Raw genomic sequence first — 26,436 nt, forward strand, 5'->3', positions numbered from 1 at the left:
CTCAAATATACGGTTCCGTATATGGCAATCGTAGCCCGCGCCGCGGCGGCGTCAACACCGTCCGCCGTACCGGCGGCATGGCCGCCGTCACACGCGCCTGCGCTGCAGTCGGATCGAGCAGAACCTTCGACATTGCCTCCCGCGCCGCAGATCTTTTGCTAGAACTCCCGCGACCGAGCCCCGGCCCCATCCTCGGCACGCAGCCAGTGCGCCGTGTCGGCGACACGAAACGATCGCGCACGCCTCGACTCAAGTTGTCTCACGGGTTTGAGAGTTTTGTCGACAAATTCGGCCTGCATCGTGGCTACATTCAAGAAAGTCTCATTGGGAAGTTCAATGAGAAAATTCAAGGTAGGGGAAATCTCGCTAGAGAAAGGGTTCGGTATGGATGCCGACGAAGTGAAGCGCTACATCGGTGAGAAGTTCGAGGGCGTGGTGGTCAGTGGGTATCTGGGTGACAGTTTCTTCATCTACGACCCGAACGGCGACCTGCCTGCTAAGCGCCAAATCCCCTTCGCGACCATCGTGACCGGCGACAACTACGACACCGTCTCCGCGCTGGACCATGAGGACGCGTACCGGTTGAACATCGCCCTGACCAAGGACACCTTTACCGCGATGTTCGGGCAGGTACCCACTCGGCGCGACGAGAACGGCACGCTTGCTACCGATTACGACTATGCGGCCAGGGACCAGCTGATGCCGCACCCTACCTACGGTGCTCAGCATTGGGTCTGTGTCGTGAACCCGAGCGACGAGACCTTCGACGTCATCGAACCTCTGTTGGCCGAGGCCTACCGGTTCACCGCTCGCAAACATGCCAACTGGCTCGCACGCCGACGTTCCCTCGCACAACAGCAGGCCGACTGACGTATCAGGCGCGATCACCCATCGCAGCGACCACACCCGCGCCGATGATCCGGTGGCGCGGAGCGGTGGACCCGGTCCCCCTCATCGCCGTGGTGGCCGGGTCCGCCGCATTCCGCGTCGTCTATCCGCGGGCGATGGTCTCGAAGACCTTCGGGTCGACGAGGGTCGAAGTATCGCCGAGTTCTCGGCCCTCGGCGACGTCGCGGAGTAGACGGCGCATGATCTTGCCGCTGCGGGTTTTCGGGAGTTCGGGGACGATATGGATTTCGCGTGGGCGGGCGATGGGGCTGATCTCCCTGGACACTTCGGCTTTCAGTTCGGCGACCAGGGCCGCGCCGGTGTTGGTCGCGCCCGCGGTGAGGATGACGAACGCGACAATGGCCTGACCGGTGGTGTCGTCGCTGGCACCGACCACCGCGGCCTCGGCGACTCCGGAGTGCCCGACGAGGGCGGATTCGACTTCGGCGGTGGAGATACGGTGGCCGGAGATGTTCATCACGTCGTCGACGCGGCCGAGCACCCACAGGTCGCCGTCGGCATCGAGCTTGGCGCCGTCACCGGCGAAATACCAACCGGCGTCGGCGAATCGGTCCCAGTACGTCTCCCGGAACCGGTCCATGTCGCCCCAGATGCCGCGCAGCATCGACGGCCACGGCTGGTCGAGGACGAGCAAACCGGAACGGCCGTTCTCGAGCTCGGTGCCCTCGTCGTCGACGATCTTGGCGCAGATGCCGGGCAGCGGAGCCATCGCGGCGCCGGGCTTGGTCGCGGTGACGCCGGGCAGCGGGGAGATCATGATGGCACCGGTCTCGGTCTGCCACCAGGTGTCCACGATCGGAGTTCGGTTGCCGCCGATGACATCCCGGTACCAGCGCCAGGCTTCCGGGTTGATGGGCTCGCCGACCGAGCCGAGTAGTCGCAGCGAGGACAGGTTGTGGGCGTCGGGGATCTCGCGGCCCCACTTCATGAACGTTCGCACCAGGGTGGGAGCGGTGTAATAGATGGTGACACCGTACTTTTCGATGATGTCGAAGTGCCGGTGCTCGTCGGGAGAGTTGGGTGTGCCCTCGTAGACGACCTGGGTGGTCCGGTTGGCGAGCGGGCCGTAGACGATGTAGCTGTGTCCGGTGACCCAGCCGATGTCGGCGGTGCACCAGTAGACGTCGTGTCCGGGCTTGTGGTCGAAGACGTTGTGGTGGGTGTAGGCCGCCTGGGTCAGGTAGCCGCCGGAGGTGTGCAGGATGCCTTTGGGTTTTCCGGTGGTGCCGGAGGTGTAGAGGATGAACAGCGGATGCTCGGCATCGAACGCTTGCGCCTGGTGGTCCGGGGAAGCATCGGTGACCGTGTCGTGCCACCACAGGTCACGGCCCTCGGTCCACCGCACCTCGATGTTGGTGCGGCGCACCACGAGCACGTGCTCGACGCTCGAGGGCACGCCGCCGAGCGCCTCGTCCACCGCGGCCTTGAGCGGCGCGGCCACACCGCGCCGCCACTGCCCGTCGGTGGTGATCACCAGCCGCGCCTCGGCATCGTCCACCCGCTGCCGCAACGCGGTGGGGGAGAACCCGGCGAACACGACCGAGTGGGTGAGGCCGAGGCGGGCGCAGGCCAGCATCGAGACGATGGCCTCGGGAACCATCGGCATATAGATGGCGACCCGGTCGCCGGCCCGCATGCCGAGCTCGGTGAGATAGTTTGCCGCCCTGGACACTTCGCTGAGCAGTTCACTGTAGGTGAGGTCTCTGGAGTCGCCCGGCTCGCCTTCCCAGTGGATGGCGACCTGATCGCCGTGGCCGTCCAGTACGTGCCGGTCGACACAGTTGTAGGCGACGTTGAGTTTGCCGTCGACGAACCACTTCGCGACGGGCGCGTCGCGCCAATCGAGGACCTGTGTCCAGGGCTGATCCCAGTGCAACCGCCGAGCCTGTTCGGCCCAGAACCCGAGCCGATCGGCCGCGGCCCGGTCGTACACGGCCGCACCGGCATTGGCGGTCGCGGTGAACGCGGCCTCCGGCGGGTAGGTGGCCGGTACGGCACCGGACGCGCTGTCGAGGCCGGTCGTGTCAAAGTCGGTGGTTGCGCTGGTCAACGTGGAACTCCTATCGGAACTACAAGGGATGTGGTCTCATCCCGTCGAAATGTCGGGGCGGCAGGTCTCAGTGCACGACCGCCTTCTCCGCGCCGACGCCGGTGAGTGAGCGGACCTCCATCTCCGAGGCCTTCGCCGGGTCTTCCCGCTTCCGGCCGCCGAGGAAGGTGCCGATCACGCCGAGCGCGAAGGCCAGTGGGATGGAAACGATTCCCGGATTCGACAGCGGGAACCAGTCGAAATCGGAACCCGGGATCATCGAGGTCTTGGTGCCCGACACCGCCGGGGAGAACACGATCAACACGATGGTGGAGATCAGGCCGCCGTACATGCTGAACAGCGCTCCCGTGGTGTTGAACCGCTTCCAGAACAGCGAGAACAAGATGGTCGGCAGGTTCGCCGCGGCAGCGACCGCGAAGGCGAGCGCCACCAGGAACGCGACGTTCTGGCCGTTGGCGAGGATGCCGAGCCCGATGGCGAGCACGCCGATGATCACCGCGGTGATCCTGGAGACCCGGACCTGCTTGTCTTCGTCGACCTTGCCCTTCTTGATCACGCTCGCGTAGATGTCGTGGGCGAACGACGCCGAGGCGGTGATGGTCAGTCCGGCGACGACCGCGAGGATCGTAGCGAAGGCGACCGCGGAGATAATGCCGAGCAGCACAACGCCACCCAGCTCGAATGCCAGCAGCGGCGCCGCCGAGTTCTGGCCGCCGGCCGCGCCCAGGATACGGTCGGGGCCGACGATCGCGGCCGCGCCGTACCCGAGCACCAGGGTGAACAGGTAGAACGCGCCGATCAGTCCGATCGCCCAGACCACCGATCGCCGAGCCTCTTTCGCGGTGGGCACCGTGTAGAAGCGCATCAGCACATGCGGCAGACCGGCCGTGCCGAGCACCAGCGCCAAGCCGAGGGAGAGGAAGTTCAGCTTGGAGGTCGAGCTGCCGCCGTACTGGGCACCGGGGGCGAGCACGTCACGCGCGGCCACACCCTTGGTCTTCGAACCCGACACCGCTTCCTGGGCCGAGCCGAGGATGTCGGAGAAGTTGAAGCCGAACTTGGCGAACACCATGACCGTCATCAGCGCGGCACCGGTAATGAGCAGTGCGGCTTTGATGATTTGCACCCATGTGGTGCCCTTCATGCCGCCGACCAGCACGTACACGATCATCAGCACGCCGACAACGGCGATCACGATGGACTGCCCGGTCTTGTCGGAGATATCGAGCAGCAGCGCGACGAGACCGCCGGCGCCCGCCATCTGCGCAAGCAGATAGAACAGCGAGACGGCCAGTGTGGTCAATGCGGCAGCGGTGCGGACGGGGCCTTCCTGTAACCGGAAGCTCAGCACGTCCGCCATGGTGAACTTGCCGGTGTTCCTGAGCATTTCGGCGACCAGCAGTAGCGCGACCAGCCAGGCGACCAAGAAACCGATCGAGTAGAGGAACCCGTCGTAGCCGTAGACCGCGATCGCACCGGCGATGCCGAGAAAGCTCGCCGCGGAAAGGTAATCGCCCGCGATGGCGACACCGTTCTGTGGACCGGAGAAGCCGCGGCCGCCGGTGAAGTAGTCGGCGGCGGTGCGGTTGTTGCGACTGGCCCTGATCACCACGACCATGGTGATCACGACGAAGATGGCGAAGATGGCGATGTTCGCGGCCGGATTGCCGACCGTCCCTGCGGCAAGGTATTGCGTGTCGGCGAAGACGGTCATGCCTGGCCCCCTTCGAGGTAATGACGAATAGCGGCCGCGCGCGGGTCGAGTTCGCGGTTGGCGAACCGGACGTAGAGTGCGGTGATGGCGAAGGTGGAGACGAACTGCGCGAGGCCGAGCAGTAGGCCGAGGTTGATGTTCCCGAAGACCTCGGTCGCCATGAAGTCGTGCGCGTAAGCGCCGAGTAGCACGTAACTCAGGTACCAGACCAGGAACAGCGCGGTCATCGGAAACACGAAGCGGCGCAACCGGCTTCGGAGCTCCTGGAATTGCGGACTCGCTTGCACGGCGGCGAAGTCTTCGGCGCTCGGCGTGCGCGACGGCGCGGCGGCATCCGAGCGCCGAGGCTCGGTGCTCTCGCCGTCGAGGTCGATACTGGTCATCAGGAGTCCTAGCGTGTGACGTGACTTACTGCGCAGACCGTAGCCAGGTCGGCATGAGGGAATCATGATGTGGCGCAGGTCACTCTGTGAAGGTGCCTGTTTGTGCGGTGAGCGGTCGGCTGGACGCGACGAACGGTCCGGCCGCGGAGTGCGAAAATCGGATCGCCACGGCGGTTCGTTCGACCGCGGGCAGCCTCAGTTAGAGCGCAGCACGCGCTCCCGGTCGGCGCCCATGCCGAGCCTTTCCGGCGCGTGCAGGCGCACGAAGATCCGCCCGACCGTGCGCGCGCTCTGGCCGCGTGTCACCTTGCTGACCAGGATCATCGATGCGAATGCCAGGGGAACGCTGATCGCCGCCGGATAGCCGAGCACCGCCGCGGGCCAGCCGCCCGCCACCTCGTCGGAGACCCCGCCGAGCACCGATACCGCCGTCGCGCCGCCCGCCGCCAGACCGCCGGTGATCAGCCCAGTGGCCGCCCCGATCGCGGTCAGCCCGCGCCACCAGATGCCGAGTGCAAGCAGCGGGCAGAGCGTGGACGCGGCGACCGAGAATGCGAGCCCGACGGTGCGGGACAGATCGAGCGAGGCGACGGTGAGCGAAAGACCGAGTGGCACGGCACCGGCGCACAGCGCTGCGGCACGAAAATCGCGAATGCGCCCACGCAACATGTCCGTGCTGAGCACCCCCGCGATGCTCACGAGCAGACCCGACGAGGTGGACAGGAACGCGGCGATCGCGCCCGCGGCCGCCAGCGCCGCGAGCAACTGTCCCGGCAGACCGGCGAGCACCGATCCCGGCAGCAGCACCACCGCGGCATCGGAGGTGCCGGTGATCAGCAGCTGCGGCACGTAGAGCCGCGCGAAGACCCCCAGCAGCACCGGGAACAGGTAGAACACTCCGACCAGCCCGATCACCGCGAGCGCTGTGGTCCGCGCCGCCCGGCCGTCCGGGTTGGTGTAGAAGCGCACCAGCACATGCGGCAACCCCATGGTGCCGAGGAAGGTGGCGACGATCAGCGAGAACACCTGGTAGGTCGGATGCGATCCGCCGAACCCGCCGCCGGGCAGCAACCAGGCCGCGCCGTCGGCGGGCGCACCGGCCACCACCGGCACGGCAGCGCCGGCATCGAGGACCAGCTGGGTGCCCGCGGCCAGCTCGTGTTCGCCGGATGTCAGCAGCGCCGGTCCGGTCACCGCGCGGTCGTCGAGGGTGCCGTTGATCGAAACCAGTTGTGGCGCGGCCACCTGAACGACCACATCGGTGCTCACATCGACCGTCGTCCGCTCGGTGACGATCGGGGGCGCGGGTGTGGCGAGCTCGCGATTGTCGGCTAGGAAATGCCCGAGCAGCACCAGCGCCGGTATCGCCACCGCGGTCAACTTGAGCCAGTACTGGAAGGCCTGCACCAGCGTGATGGACCGCATCCCACCGCCGGCCACATTCGCGATCACGATGGCCCCGACCGCCACGGCGCCGACCCAGTCCGGCACGCCCAACAGAATGCGCAACGTCAACCCGGCGCCTTGGAACTGCGGAATCAGATACACCCCGCATATCAGCACCACTACGACCGCCGCCAGCCGGCGCAGCCGCACCGACCCGAGCCGGAATTCCGCGAAGTCGGGCACGGTGTAGGCCCCCGATCGCCGCAGCGGCGCGGCCACGAACAACAGCAATCCGAGATACCCCGCGGTGAACCCGACCGGATACCAGAGCGCATCGGCCCCGTACTTGGCGATGAGCCCGGCAACACCGAGAAAGGAAGCGGCGGAAAGATACTCGCCGGAGATCGCCGCCGCGTTCCAGCGCGGCCCGACACTACGCGAGGCAACGAGGAAGTCCGACGTGGTCCGCGCCAAGCGCACGCCGTAGATGCCGATGGCGACGGTGGCGAGTGCAGCAAGCAGCAGGGCGGCGATGGTGAGCGCGGGTGCGGTGCTGGTGCTCATTGTCGTCTCCGGCCGACTCGCTTCGTGAGATCGGTTGCCGCGTCGATGTTCACGTCACTCGTCCGCCAGCTCGAGGAAGTCCTGTTCGTTGTGCTCGGCGAGGCGAACGTACAGCCGGCCGACGGCGTAGAGCAGGGGATAGACCACGATACCGAGCAGCAGCCACGGCAGTCGTACACCGAAGACCACGAACGAGCCGACCGCTGCGATATGAAAAAGCAATGGCAGCGAGCACAATACGAGGACCGTGACCAGGCCGAGCCGCAGCGCGAGGCCGAGCTGAGCGCGAATGAGCCCGCCGATCATGGCCGCGCCGATCTCGGTCTGTTCGGCCACCTCGACGCGAGTACGTACCCGCCGCGCGCCGCGACGCTCGGCCAGCACCACACGCTGCCGGGTCGGTCGCTGCTGCGGTCCGGTCACAGGTGGTTCCGATGCTGTCGAGGGCCGTGCACGAGACGCTGCTTCAGCTCGCGGACCTGTCGCCGACTGACCGGCAGCTCCACCGCCGCGGCGTTCCCGTCCGCGCGCAGGCACACCACCGTGCCGGTGCCGACCGTGCGCAATCCGGTCACCAGCCGCAGCGCCACCAGATAGGACCGGTGCACCCGCAGGAATCCCGCATTCTCCCAGCGGGATTCCAGCGCGGTCAGCGGAATCCGCACCAGATGTGACCCGGCGCTGGTGTGCAGCCGCGCGTAATCACCGTCCGCCTCCACCCAGCTCACGCTCGAGCGGTTCACCAAGGTGGTGACGCCGCCGAGCTCAACGGGGATGACCTCGTTCGGATCGGCGCGCGGCTGCTCGGTCACCGGTACGGGCGTGCTGCGTGCGGCAGCGATTCGCCGCACCGCCTCGGCCAATCGTGCCTCGCGCAACGGCTTGAGCAGGTAATCGACGGCCCCGAGATCGAATGCCGCCACCGCTCGATCGTCGTGCGCCGTCACGAACACGACGGCGGGTGGATTCGCGAACTCCGACAGGATGCCTGCCAATTCCATCCCGTCCAGCCCGGGCATATTGATGTCGAGGAACACCGCGTCGATGGGATGGGCCCGCATCAGCCGCAGCGCATTGGTCGCGTCGCCCGCGCTGTGGATCTCGCCGACACCCGATTGCGCGCGCAGCAAATACACCAGCTCGTCCAGAGCCGGTTTCTCGTCGTCCACGGCAAGCACGCGAAGCGCTCCGGTGGACTGGTCAGTGGTCCGGGTCACAGCCGGTCCATCGTAAGCGCTGGCTTCGCTGCATCGGATCGGGTCGAGCCTTCATGCCTGGATGCCGGCCCGGAACTTGGGGACCCGCAGGCTCACCTTGGTGCCCGCGCCGGGCGCGGTTTCCACGATCAGGCCGTAGTCGTTGCCGAAGGCGGCGCGCAGCCGGTCGTCGACATTGGCAAGGCCCACATGGGCCGATTCGCCGGAAGCCGCCGGGCCGGTACCGGTTTCGATCGCGTCGAGGGCGCCGGAGCGCAGCAGATCCGGATCCATCCCGATGCCGTCGTCTTCGACGCTGATCACGCAGTCGGTGCCCGCGTCGGTGGCGATAATGCTCACCGTGCCGCCGCGGCTCGCCCCCGCCAAGCCGTGCCGGACTGCGTTCTCCACCAGCGGTTGCAGAGCGAGGAAGGGCAGCACGACGCCGAGCACCTCCGGCGCGATCTGCAGCCGTACCTCTAGCGCATCGCCGAAGCGGGCCCGCTCCAGGGCGAGATACCGCTCGATATTGCGCAGTTCGTCCGCGAGGACGGTGAATTCGCCTGCGGCGCGGAAGGAATAGCGGGTGAAGTCCGCGAATTCGAGGATCAGCTCCCGCGCCCGATCCGGGTCGGTGCGGACGAAGGATGCCACGGTATTGAGTGCGTTGTAGATGAAATGCGGGCTGATCTGGGCGCGTAATGCGCGCACCTCGGCGCGGTCCAAGCGGGCGCGGGATGCATCGAGCTCGGCCAACTCGAGCTGGCCGCAGGCGTATCGCGCCACCTCCGCCACCGCACCGAGCCTGCCGGGTCCCGGCTGCCCGGTGGTCACCACTCCCAGCGCACCGGCAACTCCGGAGTTTTCGATCAGCAATGGCTGAGCGATCAAGGTGCGCCCGGAGTGCTCGACGCGGCCGGGCCCGGACACCAGGACCGGTCGCTCGGTCGCCATCGCGCGGCGTGCGGCATCGGCGAAATACTCGGCGAGATCGGAGTGCGGGCCGTCCCAGGCGAGCAAGGTGCCGTCCGGATCGGCGACGCCCAGCGCCTCGGCTCCGGTGAGGGCGCGCAGATGCGGCGCCGATTCCTGCGCGGACTGATCGGTCAGGCCCTGACGCAAGGGCCGCGCGGCCAGCGAGGCGGTGTGCAGCGCGGTGTGCACCGCGCGCTCGGCCGGTGTGGTCACGGACCGACGGGTCCGCGACCACACCAGCAGCGCACCGGCGAGCAACAGCACCGAGGCGACAACGGCTACCGCCGCCGTCGTCAACGCGTACCCGTCGAAGGGGTGTGTTGCTGCCACGTCATCGCCCGATTATCCCGATGCCGTCACGCGGTCGGTGACAGCAGCGCCGAAGCGCAGGCTACGGCTGGTATTTGTGCACCGTGAACTCACGGTTGCCCGGTTCCGGCATGTGCGCTGCGCCGATGGTCACCGTGCTGGTGAAATCGCCGATTCCGGGCTGGAAGATCGCGGAGTAGCTGCTGTTGCTCCAGTACCCGGGGCCGTTCGCGGTCACTGTGAACGAGCCCGTCGCGCCGGTGGCGAGATTGCGCCAGTTCAGCGTGACCGGCAGCGTGCACGGTCCGATGCCGAACATGGTCGTGCTGACGGTGAACGCCGCGCTCGACGGATAGGCGTCACCGTTGACACTCGAATCGACCTGCGCGAAACAGGCGCCCTGGGTGAGCGAGTAGATGGTGGCGAACTTGCCCTCCGCGGTGGCGGGTGCGGCCGTGGCCAGCAGTGCAACGGCGGCAACGGGTGTAGCGGAAAGGACGAACAGAGATCTGGCTGTATTCATCGGCACCCCTACAGAGTTGGGTCGGTTCTTGGTTGTGCGGTCATGCCCGTATACACATCCCGATAAAACGTTGCCACGCGCGCCGCCTCGGTGGTCGAGATTCCGCCGATCCAGCAGCGCGGAGGAGAACGTGGCCGCGGGTGTCGCGTAGTGTCGACCGGTCCGCGCTAGACGTCATTCGCGGAAAATGGACAGCTCCATGGCGACTCGCCAGGCGCGCCGGTGATCTTCGCCACCGACACGCCGGGCCCTCCTGGGGCGTCTCTTTGCGGCGTGCGCGCCTCAGAAAACTTGTCGTACCGACGTGCCTAGAATCGCTAGGCCAACCCCCGTCGAGACCTTGGGAGGAAGGACCGTCTTGGCCGCCTCGTCCGGATCGTTCGTTCACCTGCACAACCACACCGAGTACTCCATGCTCGACGGTGCGGCAAAGATTTCGCCCCTGTTCGCCGAGGCGAAACGGCTGGGGATGGACGCGGTCGGGATGACCGACCACGGCAATATGTACGGCGCCTCCGAGTTCTACAACTCCGCGAAAAAGGCGGGCATCAAGCCGATCATCGGTATCGAGGCCTACATTGCGCCCGCCTCCCGATTCGACACCAAGCGCATCCAGTGGGGCGATCCGAGCCAGAAGGGCGACGACGTCTCAGGTTCGGGCGCCTACACCCACATGACCATGGTCGCCGAGAACGCGACCGGCCTGCGCAACCTGTTCAAGCTGTCTTCGCTGGCGTCGCTCGAGGGCCAGCTCGGCAAGTGGGCGCGGATGGACGAGGAGATCATCGCCCAATATGCCGAGGGCATCATCGCCACCACCGGCTGCCCCTCCGGCGAGGTGCAGACCCGCCTGCGCCTCGGTCACGACCGCGAGGCCCTGGAGGCTGCGGCCAAGTGGCAGGAGATCTTCGGCAAGGACAACTTCTTTCTCGAGGTGATGGACCACGGCCTGTCCATCGAGCGCCGGGTCCGCGAGGGACTGCTGGATATCAGCAAGCAGCTGGGCATCCCGCCGATCGCCACCAACGACTGTCATTACGTCACCAAGGATCAGTCGACCAATCACGAGGCGCTGCTGTGCATTCAGACCGGCAAGACGCTGAGCGACCCGACCCGCTTCAAGTTCGACGGTGACGGCTACTACCTGAAGTCCGCCGAGGAGATGCGCACGATCTGGGACGCCGAGGTGCCCGGCGCGTGCGACAACACGGTGCTCATCGGTGAACGGGTGCAGCCCTACGACGACGTGTGGGCACACCGCGACCGGATGCCGGTCTTCCCGGTGCCCGACGGCGAGAGCGAAGGCAGCTGGCTGCGCAAAGAGGTCGCCCGAGGACTGGACCGCCGGTTCCCCAACGGCGTGCCGCAGGACTACGTGGATCGGGCCGAGTACGAGATCGGCGTCATCCTGGAGATGGGCTTCCCGGCCTACTTCCTGGTGGTCGGTGACCTGATCGAGCATGCCCGCGAGGTCGGCATCCGAGTCGGCCCCGGCCGTGGTTCGGCCGCTGGTTCGCTGGTGGCCTACGCCTTGACCATCACCAATATCGACCCGATTCCGCATGGGCTGCTGTTCGAGCGGTTCCTCAACCCCGAGCGCGTGTCGATGCCCGATATCGATATCGACTTCGACGATCGCCGCCGCGGTGAAATGGTGCGCTATGCCACCGAGAAGTGGGGCAGCGACAGGGTCGCGCAGGTCATCACGTTCGGCACCATCAAGACCAAGGCCGCCATCAAGGACTCGGCCCGAGTGTTGTTCGGCCAGCCCGGATTTGCCATCGCCGACCAGATCACCAAGGCGTTGCCACCGCCGATCATGGCCAAGGACATCTCGGTGTCGGGCATCACCGACCCGGAGCACGAGCGCTACAAAGAAGCGGCCGAGGTCCGGACGCTTATCGACACCAACCCCGACATCGCCAAGATCTACGAGACCGCACGGGGTCTGGAAGGCCTGATCCGCAACGCAGGCGTGCATGCCTGCGCGGTGATCATGTCCTCGGAGCCGCTGACCGACGCCATCCCGGTGTGGAAGCGGCCGCAGGACGGTGCCCTCATCACCGGCTGGGACTATCCGTCGTGCGAGGCCATCGGCCTGCTGAAGATGGACTTCCTCGGCCTGCGTAACCTGACGGTGCTCGGTGACGCGATCGACAACGCGAAACTGAACCGCGGCGTCGAGATCGACTTGGACGCATTGCCATTGGACAACCCGGCGACCTATGACCTGCTGGCTCGCGGCGACACGCTCGGTGTGTTCCAGCTCGATGGTGGTCCGATGCGCGACCTGCTGCGCCGCATGCAGCCGACCGCGTTCGAGGACATCGTGGCCGTCGGCGCTCTGTATCGCCCCGGCCCGATGGGCATGAACGCGCACAACGACTATGCCGACCGCAAGAACAACCGCCAAGAGGTCAAGCCGATCCATCCGGAACTGGCCGAGCCGTTGAAGGACATCCTCGGCGCAACCTACGGTCTGATCGTCTACCAAGAGCAGATCATGCACGTCGCGCAGAAGGTGGCCGGCTACTCGCTCGGTCGAGCAGACATCTTGCGCCGCGCGATGGGCAAGAAGAAGGCCGAGGTGCTGGCCGCGGAGTTCGAGGGCTTCGAAGCGGGCATGCAGGCCAATGGCTATTCCAAGGCCGCCATCAAGGCGTTGTGGGACACCATCCTTCCGTTCGCCGGGTACGCGTTCAACAAATCGCATGCCGCGGCCTACGGTCTGGTCTCCTACTGGACCGCCTACTTCAAGGCGAACTATCCGGCCGAGTACATGGCGGCACTGCTGACCAGCGTCGGCGACGACAAGGACAAGGCCGCGGTCTATCTGTCGGACTGCCGCCGCCTCGGTATCACCGTGTTGCCGCCGGACGTCAACGAGTCCGAACTGAACTTCGCCTCCGTCGGCAAAGACATCCGGTTCGGACTCGGCGCGGTGCGCAATGTCGGCGCCAACGTGGTGTCCTCGATCATCGCCGCGCGCAAGGAGAAGTCGAAGTTCACCGACTTCTCGGACTACCTGAACAAGATCGACGCGATCGCCTGCACCAAGAAGGTCACCGAATCCCTCATCAAGGCAGGCGGATTCGACTCGCTCGGGCATCCGCGCAAGGGTCTGCTGCTGGTCCATTCCGATGCCATCGACGCGGTGATGTCGACCAAGAAGGCCGAGGCGATCGGGCAGTTCGATCTCTTCGGCGGGATGGATGCCGACGAGTCGGTGTCCTCGATCTTCGACGTGAAGGTGCCCGACGACGAGTGGGAGAGTAAGCACAAGCTCGCGTTGGAGCGCGAAATGCTCGGCCTGTACGTGTCCGGGCATCCGCTCAACGGTGTCGAGCATGTGCTTGCCGCGCAAGCGGATACGCAGATCCCCGCCATTCTCGAGGGTGACATCAAGGACGGCGCTCAGGTGACCATCGGCGGCATCCTTGCCTCGGTCAACCGACGGATCAACAAAAACGGTCTGGCCTGGGCTTCGGCGCAGTTGGAAGATCTGACCGGTGGCATCGAGGTGCTGTTCTTCCCGCAGTCGTATTCGGTCTACGGCATGGATGTCGTGGAGGACGCGGTCGTCCTGGTGAAGGCCCGCGTCTCGGTCCGCGACGACCGGATCTCGTTGATTGCCAACGATCTCGCCGTCCCCGACCTCTCCTCGATCGGCGTGGCCAAGCCGCTCGCGGTGATCCTGCCGACCAGGCTGTGCACCCCCGACAAGGTGAGCGCCCTCAAGCGCGTCCTGACCAGCCACCCCGGCACCGCAGATGTGCACCTGCGGCTGGTCGGCGCCCGGGACAAGACCACCCTGCTGAAACTCGACGACAGCCTGCGCGTCTCGCCGTCGTCGGCGTTGATGGGCGATCTGAAGGCCCTACTCGGTCCCGGCTGCTTGGCCGGCTGAGCTACCTCCGACGCCGAACCCCGGCTTGCCACAAGGCAAGTCGGGGTTCGGCATTCGAGCTGGTCGCGGACCGGTCGTCGAGGCCGGATCGCACACCGTTCCGGTTGTCGGTGGGAAACCGGGCGGCGGTGCGAGGTTCGGCGTCCTCCGGTCAGTGGGCGAGTTCGGGGAGAGGCTGTGGTTCCGGTGTCGCAATAGCGGGCCTGCGGTGCACATGTTGGGCCCAGGCGATCGTGGCCAGCATGGCACCGCCCATCGCCGCGCCGATCCAGCCGACCGAGGCGTAGCCGAGGCCGGCGCCGATGGCGATGCCGCCGAGCCAGGGGCCGACGGTGATCCCGACGTTGAACGCGGAGTAGTTGGTGGCGGTGGCGAGGGTAGGGGCGGCGCCTGCCAGGGTGAAGACCCGGGTATTGAGGGCAGGGTTGGTGGCGAAACCGAAGGCGCCCAAGAGGAATACGAGAACGATCACCGGCGCGGGCAGGTCCGCGGTCAGTGCCAGCCCCGCGGCGATGATGGTCATGCCCGCCGCGCCGACATAGAGCGTGCGGAAGGGGTGGGCGTCGGAGGTGCGGCCGCCGATGCTGATGCCGATCAGGCTGCCGAGGCCGTAGAGCGCGAGCACCGCGGGAATCCAGGTTTCGGAGATTCCGGTGGTGTCCGCGAGCATGGCGCCGAGGTAGGAGAAGGTCACGAAGATCGACCCGGTGGACAGCGCGGTGGTCGCGTAGGACAGCCACAGCCGCGGGTTGGCCATGGTGCGCAGTTCATTGCGCAATTGCGGCACCCGGGTCGGCCGTCCGCCGGGAATTTTCGCGAGCACGCCGATCGCCGAGAGCGCCGACAGCGCGGCGACCACCCAGAATGCCGCGCGCCAGCCGAAGTGCTGGCCGATGACGGTGCCCGCGGGCAGCCCGACGATGGTGGCGATGGTGAGTCCGCCCGCGACGATGCTCATCGCCTTGCCGCGTGCGTTCTCCGGCACCAAGCTCACCGCGGCGGTCGCCGCCAGCGCCCAGAACCCCGCGTAGACAAAGGCGCTCACCACCCTGGTCGCGAACAGCACCCAGTAGTCCGAGGTCGAGGCGCCGACGATGTGGGCAGCGACGAAGACAGCGAGAAAGCCCAGCAGCGCATCGCGGCGCGGCCAGCGCAGTGTGACCACCGCGAGCACCGGTGCGCCCACCAGCATGCCGAGGGCGAATGCCGAAATCAGCAGTCCTGCGCGCGGAATGGTCACGCCGAGATCGGTGGCCATTTCGGGCAGCAGCCCGGCGAGCATCAGCTCCGAGGTGCCTTGGGCGAAGATCGACAACCCCAGGACGAAGACGGCTAACGGCATCGGATACCTCTCTAATTTTGGATTGATCAGTTCAAAATGAACTCGAAAGAAAAGGCGGCGCGATGCCGCCTTGCTGGTCTTACAGTGCACTGAGCGCGGTGCCGGCAATGGCTTCCAGTGCATCCCGTCCCGCGCCGCCGCGCGCCGCCACGCGCATTCCGGCGATGGTGGCGTTCACGAAGTGTGCGAGATCGCGCGCATCCCTGCCGCGTTCGATATCGCCCGCCCGCTGGCCGCTTTCGATGGCGGCGGTCAGCGCGGCCAATCGCAGCTCCTGATCGGTGCGCAGCGTGGCGGCCACCGCGTGATCGCGCGGGGCCAGCTCGACGGTCGAATTGACCACCAGGCAGCCGGTCGGCTCCTCCTCGGGTGCGTCGATCACCTGCCATAGCAGGGCGCGAATCTTCGCTTTGGCCGACTGGTCGCTGTCGAGCAGCTCGAAAATGGTTGCGTTCTTGGTGGTCATGTAGCGCTGCAGCGCTCGATCGAACAGATCGTGCTTGCTTGTGAAGGTGTTGTAGATGCTGCTGCGCCCGAGTCCTGTTGCCTCGCACAGGTCCTGGGTGGAGGTTCCCTCGTAGCCGGCGGTCCAGAACGCGCGCATCGCCGCGTCCACTGCTCGCTCCTCGTCGAATCGCCTCGGTCGTGCCATGGCGCCAACGCTAGCACATTTTGAACAGATCGTTCCAATATGCGTGGAGTGGGTCAGGGCGACACTGCGACACCGAGGGTGAGCGCCGTCAAGAACTTGGGCCCCTGCATGTAGAAGATATCGATGTCGCGAATCTCGAAGCCTGCGGTCTCGACCAGCCCACGGATATCACGATCGAGGTGACAGCCGCCCGCGATGGCCTTCTGGATCGGGTTGAGCCGGTGCTGCCAGACCTGCACCTTCGCATCCGGCGCGAGGCCGTGCTCGACGAAGTGCAGGGTGCCGCCGGGAACGAGCACCCTGCGCACCTCGGCCAGTGCGGTCGCGATGTCCGGGATGGTGCACATCGTCCAGGTCGAGAGGGCGGCGTCGAAAGAGTTGTCGGCGAAGGGGAGCGATTGACCGTCCAACCCGGCGCGTTCGATCGGCACCGCGGCCTCAGCCAGGCGTCCTGCGGCGAGCTTCCACCCGAGATCCGCCGGTTCGACCGCGCTGATCGACTGCACCGCCGCCGGATAGAAGGGCACATTGAGCCCGGACCCGAAGCCGATCTCCACCACCCGCCCGTGCAATCCGGCGCAGACCCGCTTGCGCTGCGGATTGTTGAACTTCGCGCCGCAGGCCACCTCGACGATGCGCGGCACGATCTGATCGTTATAGATGCCCACGTCTTCACTGTGTCAGTGCGGTACCGGGAGCGCCAGGCGGTGCCGTCGGGCAGGGGCGGGTGTCTGAAGGCCATGCGATGAACGCGGAACGGGCGATTCGGCCCTGTGGAAGGCCTGCCGCGCTGGTCAGGGACCGCGCGCACGTCCGGTATGCCCGCACGCTCGGCACGTGTGGCGATGTCGGCCGTGCGATGCTGGCGCGGTGAGTCTGTTCGAGGTGTGGGCGCCGCGTCCGGAGCGGGTGCGGGTCGAAGTGGACGGTTCGGTGCATCCGATGACCAGGTCGACCGACGGTTGGTGGCGAGCCGAGGTGGCGTCCGCGCCGACTGCGTGCTACGGCTTCCTCCTCGATGACGACCCGACGGTGCTGCCCGATCCGCGCTCGCCTCGACAGCCCGACGGTGTGCACGGGCGCTCGGCGCTGCACGCTCTCGACCCGGCGGTATGGACCGACTCCGGCTGGACCGGACGGCAGCTGGCGGGCGCGATCTACTACGAACTGCACATCGGCGCCTTCACTCCGGCCGGCACGTTCGACGCGGCGATCGCACGTCTCGATCATCTGGTCGACCTCGGCGTGACCGCGGTCGAGCTGATGCCGGTGAACGCCTTCGACGGCACCCACAACTGGGGCTACGACGGTGTGCTCTGGTATGCGGTGGCCGAACCCTACGGTGGTCCCGACGGTTTGCAGCGCTTCGTGAATGCCTGTCACGCACGAGGATTGGCCGTCACACTCGATGTCGTCTACAACCACCTCGGGCCCTCCGGAAATTACCTGCCGCGCTTCGCGCCCTATCTGACCGAGGGGCGCAATACCTGGGGTCAGAGCCTCAACCTGGACGGGCCCGGCTCGGATACGGTGCGCCGTTTCATCATCGACAACGCACTGCGCTGGCTGCGTGAGTTCCACATCGATGCGCTGCGGCTGGACGCGGTGCACGCACTGGTCGACCACACCGCCACCCACCTGCTCGCTCAACTGGCCACCGAGACCGAATGCCTTGCTGCCCACCTGCGCAGGCCGCTGACCCTGATCGCGGAAAGCGATCTCAACGACGCGACGCTGATCACCCCGCGGGCGGCGGGTGGCTACGGGCTGAGCGCACAGTGGAACGACGATCTGCACCATGCCGTGCACACCGCGGTCTCCGGTGAAAGACAGGGCTACTATGCCGATTTCGGTACGCTCAGCTGCCTCGCGCACACCCTGACCAACGGTTTCTTCCATGCCGGAACGTATTCCAGCTTCCGTGGCCGCACCCACGGTCGCCCACTGGACACCAGGGTGATCCCCGCGAGCGCGCTACTGGCCTACACCTGCACCCACGATCAGGTCGGCAACCGCGCGATCGGTGACCGGCCGAGCGTCAACCTCACCGACGGTCAACTAGCGATCAAGGCCGCCCTCGTGCTGCTCTCGCCCTACACGCCGATGCTGTTCATGGGGGAGGAGTGGGGCGCGAGCACCCCCTTCCAGTTCTTCACCTCGCACACCGATCCGGTGATCGGGGCCGCCACCGCCGCCGGCCGCAAGGCTGAATTCGCCGAGCACGGCTGGGATAGTGACGACGTGCCCGACCCGCAGGACCCGGAGACGTTTCTGCGCTCGAAACTCGACTGGTCGGAGCTGGGGGTCGCGCGCCATGCCGGGCTGCTCGGCTGCTACCGCGCGCTCATCGCGCTGCGCCGCGCGCGGGCCGAGCTCACCGACCCGTGGCTGACCCATGTTGCGGTCGACTACGACGAGGACGCGCGCTGGATCGTCGTGCACCGAGGGACGGTGCGGCTGGTGTGCAACCTGTCCGCCCATCCGGTCACCGTGCCGACTGTCGGAACGGTATTGCTGGCCTGGGGCGAACCTGTCGAAGCCGATTCGGGGACAGCCGTTCCCGGGCATTCGTTCGTGGTGGTATCGGCGGAGGAGGGCACCGAGTCGGAGCGGATCCGGTAGCTGCCGGTGGTCCCACCCGGCAAACCGCACGAAAACCGAACGAAAATTGTTATCGCCGTCGGCCGTTTGTGGGCGTACCAACCCCATGTTGACCTGCGATGTTACCGTTTCGAAAGCTTCGTAAACCGATGGCTCGTAGCCGCCCTCTCGAGCGGCTCGGAGCGCTCGGCGTCAACTGTCCGAGACAATGACCGTTGCCGAGCGTGACCGACGCCATTACCGTTGAGTAATGAGCAACGTGGCTTCATCCGGGGACTTCGATCTGTCTGGCGAACTCCCCGTCGGGGTGGGCGGCAGCGCCGCCGCTGAATTCGGACCACTGGTGCGCCGTTTCGCGAAGACATTCGGAAACCGTCGTGGCGCGGGCGCGGGGCTCTCGGTGCATCTGCACGGTGCGCCTCTCGTCGAGATCTGGACCGGGAGCGCGGGCAACACGCCGTGGACCAAGGACACCGGATCCATCATCTTCTCGGCGACCAAAGGCGTCACTGCCACGGTGATCCACCGCCTCGCCGACCGCGGGTTGCTCGACTATGCCGCCCCGATGGCGGAGTACTGGCCGGAGTTCGGCGCCAATGGCAAAGCCGGCATCACCGTCCGTCAGGTGATGACCCACCGTGCGGGCCTGTCCGCGCTGAGTCCGATCGCCTCCGGCCTGGAAATCCTCGATCACCAGCTGATGGAGGAACGTCTCGCCGCCGCGAAACCCGATCACCTGCTGGGTGTTCCGGCCTATCACGCGCTCACCTATGGTTGGCTGCTCGCCGGGCTGGCCCGCGCGATCACCGGCGACGGCATGGCGGAGCTGTTCCGCACCGAGGTCGCCGAGCCGCTCGGCATCGACGGTATTCATCTGGGCCGCCCGCCCGCCTCCGCGCCGACCAGCTACGCCGAACTCGCAGGCAACCAGCTGCGTCCGATCGGAAACCCGCTCACCGCAAAGGTATTGGGTTTCAGCTATGGCATTCCCGGCGCACTCGGCGCGGCTGCCCGCTGTCTGTTCCTGCCCGGCGTCGAAGCGATCCTGGAGGGCGAGAATCCGCCCATCCTGAGCACCGAACTCGCTGCGGGCAACGGGGTGGGCACCGCATCGGCGCTGGCCACCATGTACGGTGCGCTGGCCAACAATGGAACGACAGACGGTCGTCAGTACCTGTCGCCGCGGACCATCAAGGCGCTGCGCCGGATCGAGAGCTACCGGCTCGACCACGCGCTGTTCTATGCGCCGATGCTCTGGCACCTCGGCTACCACTCGATGCCGATGCCCGGTGCTCACGCGGGTCTCGGTCACATCGGTCTCGGCGGCTCGTTCGGCTGGGCCGAGCCGCGCCTCGGGCTTTCGGTCGGCTTCGTGCACAACCGGCTTTCGGTGGGGCAGTTGACCCTCGACCAATCCTCGGCGGCTTGGCTGCTGCCGATGGTGCTGGCCGGACTGCGCTCGACCAGGCGGGCCGCCGCCGTCGTGGAGACCCCCGAGGCGGCGTAGCGATCAGCACGGGCACCCGTGCGCGGCCCCACGAAAGGCGGGACGGCGCACGAGTCCGGGGGCGTCAGGTCAGATAGCGGTAGGCCGGAGAACCCGGCACCAGCCGCTCGCACTGGAGCGGAGTGTCCGCGATGCGCGCCAGCAGTGGCGCCAACCCATCCGGCGCGCCGAGTTCGATACCGACCAGCGCCGCACCGGTTTCCCGGTTGTTGCGCTTGACGTACTCGAACAGGGTGATGTCGTCGTCGGGCCCGAGCACCTCGTTCAAGAAGCGCCGCAGCGCGCCCGGCTCCTGCGGAAAGTCCACCAGGAAGTAGTGCTTCAGGCCGCGGTGCACCAGCGAACGCTCGATGATCTCGCCGTAGCGGGACACGTCGTTATTGCCACCGGAGATCAGGCACACCACCGTCGAGCCGGGTTCGACGGTGATCTCCGACAGCCCCGTAACCGCGAGCGCGCCCGCGGGCTCGGCGATGATGCCCTCGTTCTGGTAGAGGTCTAGCATGGCGGTGCAGATCGCGCCTTCGTCCACCTGCATGATACGGAAAGCGCCTGCGCCACCGGGAGATTCGGTAGCGGTGAGTAAAGGCAGCGAGCCATGGGACACCACCCGGCCGCCGAAGCCCGAGACCGCCGCGAAGGGCACATCGCCGATCCGGCGCACTGCGGCACCGTCCACGAACGGGTCGATCTCCGGCAGCGTCACCGGTCCGCCCGCAACCAGCGCCGCGGTCATCGAGGCCGCGCCTGCCGGTTCCACGCCGAGAATGCCGGTCTGCGGCGAGCGGTTGCGCAGGTAGGTGCCGATGCCGGCCAGGCAGCCGCCGCCGCCTACCGGCACCACCACCAGATCGGGGGAGGTGCCGAGCTGCTCGAGGATTTCGGCGGCGATGGTGCCCTGACCGGCCGCGGTGCGCACATCGTCGAACGGCGGCACCATGGTCGCGCCGGTGCGCTCGACATCGGCGGCGGCGGCCGCGGCGGCCGCATCGTAGGTTTCTCCGACGGCGATCAGCTCCACGAACTCGCCGCCGTGCACCCGGATGCGGTCACGCTTCTGCTTCGGCGTGGTGGTCGGAACGTAGATGCGGCCGCTGATTCCCATCGCCTTGCAGGCGAAGGCGACGCCCTGGGCGTGATTGCCTGCGCTGGCCGCGACCACGCCTGCGGCTTTCTCGTCCGGGGTGAGCTGCACGATCAGGTTGTAGGCGCCACGCAACTTGTAGGAGCGGACGGCCGAGAAGTCTTCGCGTTTGAGGTAGACCTGCGCACCGGTCAGCGCCGAGAGTCGGGCGCTGAACTGCAGCGGGGTCGGCTCGATAATGTCGGCAATACGCTTGGCGGCGGCGTCGATCTCGTCCGCGCTCAGTGCGGGACGGGAAGCGGACAGTTCGTCGAGGACCTCGAGCGGATTGGACACCCGAATTATGCTGCCACCTGTCGCATCGGCCCGACGCGGCGGGTGGGCCTGCGGCCTGCGGTGCGCAGTGGCGGATTACTGCGGGGTGAGGACGAAGACCGGGATCTGACGGTCGGTCTTCGTCTGGTAGTTCGCGTAGTCCGGCCAGACAGCGACGGATCGCTCCCACCATCGGGCCTTCTCGTCACCGAAGACCTCGCGGGCGATGTAGTCCTTCGTCACGGTGCCATCGCGCAGCTCGACGTGCGGATCGGCCTTGATGTTGTAGTACCAGACGGGGTTCTTGGGTGCGCCGCCCAGCGAGGCGACGATCGCGTATTCCCCGTCGTGTTCGACCCGCATCAGCGGCGTCTTGCGCAGCAAGCCCGTCTTCGCGCCCCGCGTGGTGAGCAGGATTACCGGCTTGCCCTGCAGCGAGGTGCCGTCGGTGCCGCCAGAGCTCTCGTACGTTTCCGCCTGCTTGCGGGCCCAGTCGGACGTGCTCGGTGCATAGTCTCCTGTGAGTGGCATAACCCGGGCAACGCGACAGCGCCGCCCGCTGTTCCCGCCCGAAAATGTTCGGTGGACCGAACTTCGTTATCCGTATATCCTGACCACATGGCAACGGTTCACCCTTCCGCCGTCGATATCGCGGGCACCGCGTGGCCGACGTACAAGCTCGAGGCGCTCGCCGCCGGGCTGGTGACCTGCCTGATGCTGGCGCTCATCATCGGCTCGCTGCAGGTTGCGGTGCTCGCGGCCGCGGCGGTGGCGGCAGCCCGCTGGATCCTCGGACAGGTGGGTAAGCGCCGGTCGGCCTCGGCACGCCGCACTGACCGGATCCTCTCCGCAAGCTGACCGTTCCCGACTGCGCCCTTCGGCGGGCCGACTATCGTCGATCACCCCCGTTTTCCACCGGCGAGGTGATGGGTCTCGCCGGCCACCATCGTGATCGGCGACCGTTTCCGGCCCGGCGGAGTCGGTCAATCCGCGTCGAGCGGTAGCTCGGCCAGCTCCCCTCGCGACAACACACCAAGCTTCGGATATGCCTTGTACAGGTGATGCCCCACGGTCCGCGGGCTGAGGAACAGCTGAGCAGCGATATCGCGATTGGACATGCCCTGCGCCGCGAGCCGCACGATCTGCAGCTCCTGCGGGGTCAGCCGGGCAAGTACCCCGGTCGCCGGACGTGCCGCGGTGCCGACGCCGAGCGCGGCGAGTTCGGTGCGAGCGCGCTCGGCCCACGGTGCGGCGTCGAGTCGTTCGAAGATTTCCAACGCGGGCGACAACTGGTTGCGTGCATCGACCTTGCGGCGGCTGCGGCGCAACCATTCGCCGAACAGCAGCTGCGTGCGCGCTTGCTCGAATGGCCTGCCGCTGAGGGCGAGCGCGGCCTGAAAGTGGTCCTCCACCAGGGTTTCCGGACCGATCAGCGCCTGACAGCGGTGGGCGAGCGCGGAGATCCAGTCCTGCCGTGCGCCCGCGGCCCACGACTGCAGCCGTTCCATGGCGTCTCCGGCCCGCTCCGGACGGCCCAGCCGAACCGCTGCCTCGATCAAATCCGGCAGGGCGCGCATCCCGGCGACATGATGGCGGGCGGGTTCGGCGGTCAGCAGCTCCAGCCGCGCCAGTGCCGTCTCGACCTTGCCCTGGCCGAGTTCGAGCAGGCCGAGCGCCGAATTCGTCCATGGCGCACCGGGCGCCGCGGCGCCGCCGAGTTGCTCGGCCAGCGCGCGTTCGACCAGTGCCCGGCAGTCCTGCTCACGTCCTTCGAATGCGGCCAAGTAGGCGAGGTAGCTGCTGAGCTGGCTGATCCAATGGTCCTGCCCGATGTCCTCGGCGATCCGCAGTCCCTCGGTCGCGGCGATCCGGCCCTCGTGCGGCCTGCCGAGGAATGCCTCGGCTTCGCCGCGAAAGAACAGCAGCGTCGGCAGCAGGGCGATGCGACCCTGGTCGCGGCACTCGGCGATGAGAGTCTGCGCCAGCTCCGCGACCTGCTCATCCTGACCGACGACCAGGCCCGCGCCGCACATCTGGACAAGGTCCCGCGGGCTGTCGGCGCCGCTGCGGCGGGCCGCGGCGGCCGTCTCGCGCAGGTCGACGGTGTAGCGGCCCTCGATGGCGGCGACCGTGTAGCGGGCGATCGGCGTCATCGAATCCGATTCGGGCAACGCCAGCGCGGTCAGCCGCGCGGCGACGTCCGCCAATTCGGGTGCGCCGAGATACCAGGCCGTGTGCACTGCCTGCGCCAGGATGCGGGCCGCGTGCACCGGTTCGCCGTCGCGCACCAGGTCCGCGCCTGCCAGCAGCAGTTGATGGGCCGAGAGTGGTTTGCCTGCACCGAATTCCGCGGTCGCTCGCACCAGGTCCAGGCGCGCGTCGAGTAGCGGGTCGCTGTTCTGGCCTGCCGCGCGTTCGGCGAGCGTGCGGGCGCGGTCCAATTGGCCTGCCTCGCTTGCGGTTTCGGCAGCCAAGACCAGTCGCCGGACGCGGGCTTTCGCGTCGATGCTCAAGCCGGCCGCACGCTCGTAGGCGGTGACGGCGCCGGAGAATCCGCTGCGCCGGCGCGCACGGTCGGCGGTTTCCTCGAGTGCGGTAGCCGTCGATTCATCGGGACCTGTTGCCGCGGCGGCCAAATGCCAGGCGCGCAGGTCCGCGTCCGAGGGATCGTGCAACGCCTCGGCGAGCGCCGAGTGCACGGCGAGGCGCTGTGCGAGCGGTGCGCCCTGGTAGACCGCCGAACGCAGCAGTGGATGGCGGAAGACCAGCGTTCGACCATTACTGTGCAGCAGCCCGGCGTCATCGGCGGGTTGCAGATCCGACAGCTGCGGGCCGAGGGCTGCCGCGGCACGCAACACCGTGCCGAGGTCGTCGGTGCCTGCCGCGGCGGCGACGAGCAGCAGTGTCCGTGTCGGTGCGGGCAGCCTGCTGACCTGGCCGTGGAAGGCCACCTGCAGGCGCTGTGTCAGCGGCAACGGGTTGGGCCCCGTGCTCGCCGAACCCGAGCCGGTCGCCTCGACGGCCAGCACCGCGGGCAATTCCAGCAGTGCCAGCGGGTTGCCGGCCGCCTCGGTCAGCAGTCGATAGCGCAGCGCGGGAGCCAGATCGCCGGTGCGGCTGTCCACCAGTGCCGCCGCCGCGTCCTGCCGCAATCCCGTGACGGTCAGCTCCGTCAGACCGGGCGCGGGAAAATCGTCGTCCGCAGGCCGGGTGGCGAAGATGATGACGACGCCCTCGGCATCCAGCCGCCTGGCCGCGAACAGCAGTGTTTCGGCCGTCGCACGGTCGAGCCAGTGCGCGTCATCGATCAGGCACAGCAGCGGGCCATCGGCGGCTTCCTCGGCCAGCAGTGACAGCACCGCGAGTCCGATCAGCATCCGATCGGCCGGATTGTGCTGGGTCAGGCCGAACGCGCCGCGCAGCGCATCGCGCTGTGGGCCGGGCAGCGTGTCCACCAACTCGAGTCCCGGTCGCACCAGCAGGTGCAGCGCGGCGAAGGGTAGCTCCGCCTCCGACTCGACACCGGCACTGCGCACCGTCGGAATACCCTGGGCCGCCGCATAGTCCAACAGCGCCGTCTTCCCGATTCCGGGCTCGCCGCGAATAACGAGAGAGCCGCTGCGACCCTCCTTGGCTCCGTGCAGTAGCCGATCGATGATTGCTTGTTCGGCCTCTCGTCCATGGAGCATCTGCTCACCGTAGCCGTCGAGCGGGCGGTCGGTCAGCGGCGATATATGCCCACCTGCGCGAAAGCCCGACTTGTCGGCGTGGACAGGTCTGGTCGGCCTGCCCCACTCGACGTCGCGGCGCAGGTACCGTCTGGCGTATGGCACACGGCGATACGCCCGACATAGGGCCGTCCTTCCACGCCGAGCATGTCGATTCCGGACAGATCGACATGCTCGTCGCCATTCTCGATGTGCAGGCTCGACTACCCAGCATCCAGCGGATCCGGCGCTGGGCGCACGAGGCGCTCGCGGTCACGGCCGGGGAGCGCGCCCTCGACATCGGATCGGGCACCGGTTCGGAGGTCATGGCGTTCGCCGAGCGCGTCGGCCCGGACGGCGAGGCGGTCGGCATCGATCCGAATCCGGCCATGGTTGACGTCGCCGAGCAGCGCGCCGAGGCTGCCGGGTCGAGGGCGCGATATCTTGGTGGCTCGGTCTACCAATTGCCCTTCCCCGACGGCTATTTCGATGCGATCCGCTGTGAGCGCGTGTACCAGCATCTCGATGATCCGGCCGCCGCGACCGCCGAGATCGCCCGGGTGCTGCGCCCCGGTGGCCGGGTGCTGCTCATCGACAGTGATTGGCACACCGCGATCACCCATCCCGGTGATCCTGCGGTCGTGGGGGCCATGTCGGAGACGCTGCTGGCGAACACGCCCAATCCGGCGTCCGGCCGCCGTCTGCGCGGTCTGCTGGTCGCCGCGGATTTCGAGATCGACGACATGGGCTCGGAGGCGGTGATCTGGGACCCGGGATCGGCGCTGCCGCTCTACGGTGAAATGACGGCGCGGGCCGTCGCGGCGGGGGCGATCACCGCAGCACAACATGATCAATTCCGCGCCGACCTGGACGCGGGCATCGCCGCGGGCGACTACCACCTGTCGGTGACCATGTTCGCGGTATTGGCGCACAAGCGGTGACCGAGGGAAACGATACGAAGCGCAAGCCGTGTCCTAGCCTGTCGCTATAGCGGTGCGCTACTAGTATCTCCGTCATGCGGTCGAACATGACGAAGGTAGCTCTAGTGCTCGCCGGAGTGTGTCTTGCTGCGCTTTCGCCGGTAGCTTCGGCACCACGCGCCGAAGCCGAAATCATCACCCTGCCGCCGCACGAAAGGACCTACGCGTCACCGCTGGGCGGCAACCTGATGGTCGGCAACAGGGACGAGACGATCAACCGCATCGCGCCGTTGAACCAGGTGGGCACGACCAGGGAGGCCTTTGTCAGCTCCGTCGCCTATGGCCAGGTCGACGGAGGGGTGGGCAAGCTGCGGGTGGGGTATCACATCGGT

At 67.2% G+C, this 26,436-nt stretch carries 21 protein-coding genes; 7 read left to right on the top strand and 14 right to left on the bottom strand.

Annotated features, from left to right (window positions below; translation table 11 throughout):
• Positions 1-336: 336 nt before the first annotated feature.
• Positions 337-870: a DUF6194 family protein gene (locus ACLMAL_RS09300; protein WP_411998687.1), complete on the top strand. Its 534-nt coding sequence runs from the start codon at positions 337-339 to the stop codon at positions 868-870.
• A 121-nt stretch (positions 871-991) separates the two neighbouring features.
• On the opposite strand, the gene acs is transcribed toward ACLMAL_RS09300, so the two are convergent.
• The 8 genes from acs to ACLMAL_RS09340 all read right to left on the bottom strand — a co-directional run bounded on the left by acs (position 992) and on the right by ACLMAL_RS09340 (position 10,009).
• On the bottom strand, positions 992-2,959 hold the full coding sequence (gene acs, locus ACLMAL_RS09305; RefSeq protein ID WP_411998688.1) for an acetate--CoA ligase: 1,968 nt from the start codon (positions 2,957-2,959) through the stop codon (positions 992-994).
• Between the two features lie 67 nt (positions 2,960-3,026).
• Entirely contained in the window at positions 3,027-4,673 is a 1,647-nt protein-coding gene (locus tag ACLMAL_RS09310; protein WP_328411468.1) for a cation acetate symporter, read from the bottom strand.
• Positions 4,670-5,056: a DUF485 domain-containing protein gene (locus ACLMAL_RS09315; protein WP_411998689.1), complete on the bottom strand. Its 387-nt coding sequence runs from the start codon at positions 5,054-5,056 to the stop codon at positions 4,670-4,672. The genes ACLMAL_RS09310 and ACLMAL_RS09315 overlap by 4 nt, the downstream gene beginning before the upstream one ends.
• Positions 5,057-5,251: 195 nt before the next feature.
• Positions 5,252-7,006: a cation acetate symporter gene (locus tag ACLMAL_RS09320; RefSeq protein ID WP_411998690.1), complete on the bottom strand. Its 1,755-nt coding sequence runs from the start codon at positions 7,004-7,006 to the stop codon at positions 5,252-5,254.
• 54 nt (positions 7,007-7,060) lie between these two features.
• Positions 7,061-7,429, bottom strand: a complete 369-nt coding sequence (locus tag ACLMAL_RS09325) for a hypothetical protein (RefSeq protein ID WP_411998691.1) — start codon at positions 7,427-7,429, stop codon at positions 7,061-7,063.
• Complete coding sequence (locus ACLMAL_RS09330) at positions 7,426-8,223, bottom strand: LytR/AlgR family response regulator transcription factor (protein ID WP_411998692.1); 798 nt, start codon at positions 8,221-8,223, stop codon at positions 7,426-7,428. The genes ACLMAL_RS09325 and ACLMAL_RS09330 overlap by 4 nt, the downstream gene beginning before the upstream one ends.
• Before the next feature lie 51 nt (positions 8,224-8,274).
• Positions 8,275-9,474: a histidine kinase gene (locus ACLMAL_RS09335; RefSeq protein ID WP_328412887.1), complete on the bottom strand. Its 1,200-nt coding sequence runs from the start codon at positions 9,472-9,474 to the stop codon at positions 8,275-8,277.
• Between the two features lie 94 nt (positions 9,475-9,568).
• A complete protein-coding gene (locus ACLMAL_RS09340) occupies positions 9,569-10,009 on the bottom strand; it encodes a hypothetical protein (RefSeq protein ID WP_411998693.1) in 441 nt (146 codons plus the stop codon).
• A 358-nt stretch (positions 10,010-10,367) separates the two neighbouring features.
• Between ACLMAL_RS09340 and dnaE the strand changes: the two genes are divergently transcribed.
• Positions 10,368-13,916: a DNA polymerase III subunit alpha gene (dnaE, locus tag ACLMAL_RS09345; RefSeq protein WP_411998694.1), complete on the top strand. Its 3,549-nt coding sequence runs from the start codon at positions 10,368-10,370 to the stop codon at positions 13,914-13,916.
• 151 nt (positions 13,917-14,067) lie between these two features.
• Here dnaE and ACLMAL_RS09350 read toward each other — a convergent pair whose 3' ends face one another.
• The 3 genes from ACLMAL_RS09350 to ACLMAL_RS09360 form a co-directional block, all read right to left on the bottom strand.
• A complete protein-coding gene (locus ACLMAL_RS09350) occupies positions 14,068-15,258 on the bottom strand; it encodes a Cmx/CmrA family chloramphenicol efflux MFS transporter (RefSeq protein ID WP_411998695.1) in 1,191 nt (396 codons plus the stop codon).
• 79 nt (positions 15,259-15,337) lie between these two features.
• The gene (locus ACLMAL_RS09355; RefSeq protein WP_411998696.1) at positions 15,338-15,910 is read right to left on the bottom strand and encodes a TetR/AcrR family transcriptional regulator; all 573 of its coding nucleotides are present in this window, start codon (positions 15,908-15,910) and stop codon (positions 15,338-15,340) included.
• 53 nt (positions 15,911-15,963) lie between these two features.
• Positions 15,964-16,578: a class I SAM-dependent methyltransferase gene (locus ACLMAL_RS09360; RefSeq protein WP_411998697.1), complete on the bottom strand. Its 615-nt coding sequence runs from the start codon at positions 16,576-16,578 to the stop codon at positions 15,964-15,966.
• Positions 16,579-16,780: 202 nt separating this feature from the next.
• Here ACLMAL_RS09360 and treZ point away from each other — a divergent pair, with 202 nt between their 5' ends.
• Both treZ and ACLMAL_RS09370 read left to right on the top strand, forming a co-directional pair.
• A complete protein-coding gene (gene treZ / locus ACLMAL_RS09365) occupies positions 16,781-18,532 on the top strand; it encodes a malto-oligosyltrehalose trehalohydrolase (protein WP_411998698.1) in 1,752 nt (583 codons plus the stop codon).
• A 229-nt stretch (positions 18,533-18,761) separates the two neighbouring features.
• Positions 18,762-20,018 carry a serine hydrolase domain-containing protein gene (locus tag ACLMAL_RS09370; protein WP_411998699.1) on the top strand — a complete coding sequence of 419 codons (1,257 nt, stop codon included), beginning with the start codon at positions 18,762-18,764 and terminating at the stop codon, positions 20,016-20,018.
• A 64-nt stretch (positions 20,019-20,082) separates the two neighbouring features.
• On the opposite strand, the gene ilvA is transcribed toward ACLMAL_RS09370, so the two are convergent.
• The gene (gene ilvA, locus ACLMAL_RS09375) at positions 20,083-21,438 is read right to left on the bottom strand and encodes a threonine ammonia-lyase IlvA (protein WP_411998700.1); all 1,356 of its coding nucleotides are present in this window, start codon (positions 21,436-21,438) and stop codon (positions 20,083-20,085) included.
• 75 nt (positions 21,439-21,513) lie between these two features.
• Positions 21,514-21,948, bottom strand: a complete 435-nt coding sequence (locus tag ACLMAL_RS09380; RefSeq protein WP_411998701.1) for a nitroreductase family deazaflavin-dependent oxidoreductase — start codon at positions 21,946-21,948, stop codon at positions 21,514-21,516.
• Between the two features lie 87 nt (positions 21,949-22,035).
• On the opposite strand from ACLMAL_RS09380, the gene ACLMAL_RS09385 reads away from it, so the two are divergent.
• Positions 22,036-22,275 carry a hypothetical protein gene (locus ACLMAL_RS09385; RefSeq protein WP_411998702.1) on the top strand — a complete coding sequence of 80 codons (240 nt, stop codon included), beginning with the start codon at positions 22,036-22,038 and terminating at the stop codon, positions 22,273-22,275.
• Positions 22,276-22,400: 125 nt separating this feature from the next.
• Here the strand turns inward: ACLMAL_RS09385 and ACLMAL_RS09390 are convergent, their stop codons facing one another.
• Positions 22,401-25,250 (bottom strand): helix-turn-helix transcriptional regulator, encoded by a 2,850-nt coding sequence (locus ACLMAL_RS09390; RefSeq protein ID WP_411998703.1) that lies wholly within the window; start codon positions 25,248-25,250, stop codon positions 22,401-22,403.
• Here ACLMAL_RS09390 and ACLMAL_RS09395 point away from each other — a divergent pair.
• Entirely contained in the window at positions 25,244-26,065 is an 822-nt protein-coding gene (locus ACLMAL_RS09395) for a methyltransferase domain-containing protein (RefSeq protein WP_411998704.1), read from the top strand. The genes ACLMAL_RS09390 and ACLMAL_RS09395 overlap by 7 nt on opposite strands.
• A 104-nt stretch (positions 26,066-26,169) precedes the next feature.
• A partial coding sequence (locus ACLMAL_RS09400) for an MspA family porin (protein WP_411998705.1) occupies positions 26,170-26,436 on the top strand: 267 nt, incomplete at its 3' end.

The sequence above is a fragment of the Nocardia sp. CWNU-33 genome (assembly GCF_046764895.1).
In the GTDB taxonomy this organism is placed as follows: domain Bacteria; phylum Actinomycetota; class Actinomycetes; order Mycobacteriales; family Mycobacteriaceae; genus Nocardia.

Excerpts from the sequence above, each read along its gene's own strand:
- ACLMAL_RS09300 (WP_411998687.1), top strand. The coding sequence starts at position 337 with ATGAGAAAATTCAAGGTAGGGGAAATCTCGCTAGAGAAAGGGTTCGGT.
- ACLMAL_RS09310 (WP_328411468.1), bottom strand. The coding sequence starts at position 4,673 with ATGACCGTCTTCGCCGACACGCAATACCTTGCCGCAGGGACGGTCGGC.
- ACLMAL_RS09315 (WP_411998689.1), bottom strand. The coding sequence starts at position 5,056 with ATGACCAGTATCGACCTCGACGGCGAGAGCACCGAGCCTCGGCGCTCG.
- ACLMAL_RS09320 (WP_411998690.1), bottom strand. The coding sequence starts at position 7,006 with ATGAGCACCAGCACCGCACCCGCGCTCACCATCGCCGCCCTGCTGCTT.
- ACLMAL_RS09340 (WP_411998693.1), bottom strand. The coding sequence starts at position 10,009 with ATGAATACAGCCAGATCTCTGTTCGTCCTTTCCGCTACACCCGTTGCC.
- ACLMAL_RS09350 (WP_411998695.1), bottom strand. The coding sequence starts at position 15,258 with ATGCCGTTAGCCGTCTTCGTCCTGGGGTTGTCGATCTTCGCCCAAGGC.
- ACLMAL_RS09355 (WP_411998696.1), bottom strand. The coding sequence starts at position 15,910 with ATGGCACGACCGAGGCGATTCGACGAGGAGCGAGCAGTGGACGCGGCG.
- ACLMAL_RS09370 (WP_411998699.1), top strand. The coding sequence starts at position 18,762 with ATGAGCAACGTGGCTTCATCCGGGGACTTCGATCTGTCTGGCGAACTC.
- ACLMAL_RS09380 (WP_411998701.1), bottom strand. The coding sequence starts at position 21,948 with ATGCCACTCACAGGAGACTATGCACCGAGCACGTCCGACTGGGCCCGC.
- ACLMAL_RS09385 (WP_411998702.1), top strand. The coding sequence starts at position 22,036 with ATGGCAACGGTTCACCCTTCCGCCGTCGATATCGCGGGCACCGCGTGG.
- ACLMAL_RS09395 (WP_411998704.1), top strand. The coding sequence starts at position 25,244 with ATGGCACACGGCGATACGCCCGACATAGGGCCGTCCTTCCACGCCGAG.